The organism is Mesorhizobium sp. M7A.F.Ca.MR.362.00.0.0, assembly GCF_004023175.1.
GTDB lineage: Bacteria > Pseudomonadota > Alphaproteobacteria > Rhizobiales > Rhizobiaceae > Mesorhizobium.
The window spans coordinates 941-4,855 of record NZ_RZTF01000388.1 but is presented as its reverse complement, the minus strand read 5'-3'; the positions used below and the strand labels follow the sequence as shown (position 1 = coordinate 4,855).

Sequence of the window (3,915 nt, the reverse complement as noted above, 5' to 3'; positions counted from 1 at the left end):
CATCTCGTTGAACTTGGTCTGCCGGTCGCTGGCATAGACGTTGAGCCAGTCCTGCACGTAGTCCTCGGCGGGAAATCTGGCGGCCGCCGAACGGATCAGGCGGCCACGCAGCGATGGCAGCCAGGCAAGTGAGGTGCGCAGCCGACGCAGCGTCCTCAAACCCGCCTCGTCCTCTTCCGGCGGCCGTGCGGTGGGTGCGGCGTCGCTGAAATCGCTGGCGATGAACTGCGCATAGCCGGAGAACGGAATGTAGTAGAATTCGGCCGAGCGATGCGCGGCCATCATCGCCTCGAAGTCGCGCAGCATCTCAGTGATCGGCAGCACATATTTGCGGCGGCGCAACCGGTAGGTCGCGATGTTGTTCAGCGTCACTTCGGTGAGCACGCCGAAAGCGCCGAGCGCGACGCCCATGGCGTGGATCATGTCCTGATCCCCTGCCCGCTTGAAGTCGCGGACCTTGCCAAGCCCGTCGACGATCTGCACCGTCTCCAACTGCGTGTGATAGGCGCCGAGCGTCGGTCCCGAGCCATGCGTGGCGGTACCCAGCGCGCCGCCGATCGCCTGGCGGTCGATGTCGCCCATGTTGGGCAGGCCCTGGCCAATGCCTTGCAGGATGCGCATCAGCGGGCCGAGCCGGGTCCCTGCCCGCACCCGCGCCTGATGTTTTTGCGCGTCGTGCGAGACCAGCCCTTCCAGCCTCTCCAGGGACAGGATCGTGCCTTGCGATTTCACCAGCGGCGTGAAGGAATGACCGGCACCGGCGACGCGCACCGGGCCAGGCGCGGTCCGGACGAGATCACCGAGTTCACCGGCATCGCCGGGGCTGGCGATCAGCTTGGGCTCGGCGCTTACAAAGCCCGACCAGTTGCTCCAAATGTTCGACATGCCACCTCCCCGCTCAGGCAACCGCACGACGGTGACGCGACACAAGGACGAAGAGACCGAGCAGCACCACGCTGGCCACCGCGCTGGCGGCGGCGAATTCCGGAACTGGCCGGAAATCCTTGCCATCGATGAGCAGCGACGCCGCGATCGGCCCGATCGCCAGGCCGGACAGCTGGGCTGCCGGCACCAGCAGCACGGCGGTGCGCGTCTCGTCGGCGGTGATCGCCAGACGGATCTGGTAGGGCACGATGAACAGCAGGATAAAGCCCATGGCCAAGGCAGCGACCCAGAACGTCGTCAGGCCAGGGCTACTGGCGAGAACCAGGGAGCTGACAAGCGCGACGACGCCGATCGCCGCGATGGCAAGGCGATAGTCGATGCGCGCCTCGAACGCGGTCGCCGTCATCGCCCCCAGGACCTGCACGGCGAGGCTGGCCGAGACGATGAGGCCGACGGTGCGGCCATCGATGCCATACTGTGCGCCAAGCGGTTCCAGAAAGGCCCAGACCGCGCCGAAGAACATGAAATAACAGAAGACCGACAGCAGCGCGGTCGTCGAGGGAAGCGTCAGCACATTGGCCAGGTTCTCCCCCTTGGGCAGGTCGGCATAGTCACCTGGAACAGTGAAGGCGACCACCAGCGACACGACGCAGACGACGGCAAGAACGATGAAGCCGCCCGCCGACCCTGCGGCCGGGATGACATAGAGCGCCAGCAACAGGGCGAGCGCGCATTGCGCCAGCGTCTGCATGGTGACGAAATAGCCGCCGATGCGCTCGGCGCGCCGCGAGCGGGCGATCAGTTCGGTGGCGACGGCGATCAGACCGCCCTCGGCGAGCCCGGCCAAGGCGCGGGCCGCAATCAGCGTGCCGGCGCTCGCGGCATAAGCCGTCCACACATTGGCCAGCGCCAGCAGCAGCAGAAGGACGGCACTTTTCCAGCGCATGTGGTGCGCCGAAAGCAGCATCGCCACGACAGCCGAACCGATCGCAATAGCGATCATCTCGGCTGTGGCGACCAGCGCCAGTTCGTCGCCGCTGACATGGCCTTCAGTGTAGAGAGCTCCGAGCAGCACAGGTTGCAGGCCGAGGATGAGCAGGCCGACCGAACCGATCCACAAGGCCGAGGCGAGCTGCCAGCCGGTCGGATTGCCGACCAGCCAGTCGCCACTGCCTGCGTGGCCGGTATCTGTCGAAGCCAAAGGCGCCTCCCAACGTCCTTGCCGTGCGGCAAAAAAGCTGACAACCTGTCAGTATTTCAGAAACTGATACTTGATCATATTTCTTGTCAACCGGAATTTGGGAAGCCGTGCGAAAGATCGGTGCATGACGGAATTGAAGAGAATGGCGACCGAGCCGAGGCGCAGGCCCAAGCAGGAACGCAGCCGCGAGCGCATCGACGCGATCCTGTCGACGACCATGCGGCTGATCGGAGAAAAGGGTATCGACGCCGTCACCATGAAGGAAGTCGGCATGCTGGCGGGCGGGCCGATCGCCACCGTCTACCACTATTTTCCCAACAAATCGGCGATCCTGGCGATGCTCTATGAGCGGTTTTCAGAGGTCAGCCGGGCACGGCTGACGACGATCATCGCCGAAATCCGCGAGGCGAACGACGTGATCGTGGCCGCTGACCGGCTGCTCGATGATTATCTCAGCCGTGTCGCCGGCGATCCGGCCATCCAGGATCTGCAGAACGCCATCCAGGCCGACAAGGCGCTCAAAAACCTCGACATCGCCGAAACCCGACACCAGGCCAAAATGTTCTGCGACCACGTCATCGCCTTGCTCGAGCCCGAGAGGCGCGAGCAGTTCGAACGCATGGTCCTGCTGATCTTCCAGCTCGCCGGCGGCGTGGTGCGCCTGGCGCTCGCCGAGGGCGAAGCGGAAAGCCGCCAGACCATCGAGGATTACCGGTCTATCATTCACACGCAGCTGCGACTGTTTCTATAGGGCGTCCGCGGCGATCTCAGCCGCGCCTATTTCGCCCGATGGATGAGGCCTTCGAAGCCGTGAGTCAGATCGGAAGCGCCGGCCGCGAACATCTTGACGAGGTTTTGCGGACGGCCGGGAGTCTTGTTTGCATCGAGGAGGACGGCCTTGCCCTCATGCATGACGAAATCGAATTTTCCATAGTCAAAGCCGAGTTCACGCCGGCGCTCACGCAATTCGTCGGGCACCGGGACGGGCTCGCGCCGGATCGTCTCCGATGCCTTGACCAGCCCGTTCGGGGAGACGTAGCGGGTGCAGCGCTCGCGCTCTCCGCAAAACACCCAGAAACGAACAGCAAAACCGTCGGGTTCTCTCTCCGGAATGAACTTTTCCACGACGAGATCGTCGCAATCAAAGACGCCATCTGGAACGTCGCCGAGAGATCCATGGACCTCATAAGGATGCAAGGCTGGCAAGCGCGGAAACGGCTGCTGTTTCCCGGCACGCTCGGATCGCCGGTTGAGGAGCGTCTCCGGAATACCCCGATTGTTGAGATTGCTTTTGACGATCACCTGACCTTGCCAGCTGTCGGTTCTGTCGACCAATGCGCCGCTGATCCGCCGCTTGGATATGTCGGCGGCGCCGATGTTGAGGCAGAAGGCAAAACTCCGGGCGTAGTCGACATAGTCCGCAGGCGTCACCGTGGCATCGACATGCAATGCCGCCATATCGCCGCTGACCGGCTTCGACAGGCCTTGCTGAACCTGAACCGAGTGGCCGCGCCTTTTCAATTCCGCAAGAATGTCGAACAGCATGTATGGGCTGCTCCTGCGCAGCAGGATGTCGCGCCTGCCCAGGAACCTGTCATGCTCGTGCGTTATCACAACGATGCGCGCCACTATCTACCTCTTGGACCGTCTGTAAATTCTTGAAATGTCTTGGCTTGTCCGACGACCTCTATTAAGCCCCGGCGGGTATCCAAATCCAGGCGTCCAGGGGCCAATAAATTGCATGACAAATCATTGGGACGATTACCACCGCCATTGGAAACTTCTGGAAGCGCCGCTCCGGCCAACAGCGGAAACCGTCGCTATATTCG

At 63.0% G+C, this 3,915-nt stretch carries 4 protein-coding genes; 1 reads left to right on the top strand and 3 read right to left on the bottom strand.

The features are described from left to right. Positions 1–885 (bottom strand): FAD-binding protein (locus EOC06_RS30865; RefSeq protein WP_245470238.1); only part of this gene is annotated, 885 nt, incomplete at its 3' end. Between the two features lie 13 nt (positions 886–898). Next, positions 899–2,086, bottom strand: a complete 1,188-nt coding sequence (locus EOC06_RS30860; protein ID WP_128309568.1) for an MFS transporter — start codon at positions 2,084–2,086, stop codon at positions 899–901. Positions 2,087–2,210: 124 nt separating this feature from the next. On the opposite strand from EOC06_RS30860, the gene EOC06_RS30855 reads away from it, so the two are divergent. Then, entirely contained in the window at positions 2,211–2,837 is a 627-nt protein-coding gene (locus EOC06_RS30855; protein WP_164761637.1) for a TetR/AcrR family transcriptional regulator, read from the top strand. A gap of 26 nt (positions 2,838–2,863) precedes the next feature. Here the strand turns inward: EOC06_RS30855 and EOC06_RS30850 are convergent, their stop codons facing one another. After that, on the bottom strand, positions 2,864–3,715 hold the full coding sequence (locus EOC06_RS30850; protein ID WP_128309567.1) for a hypothetical protein: 852 nt from the start codon (positions 3,713–3,715) through the stop codon (positions 2,864–2,866). Positions 3,716–3,915: the final 200 nt, after the last annotated feature.

What these genes read in the sequence shown, in the direction of transcription:
- EOC06_RS30855 (WP_164761637.1), top strand. Translation starts at nt 2,211, where the DNA reads ATGACGGAATTGAAGAGAATGGCGACCGAGCCGAGGCGCAGGCCCAAG.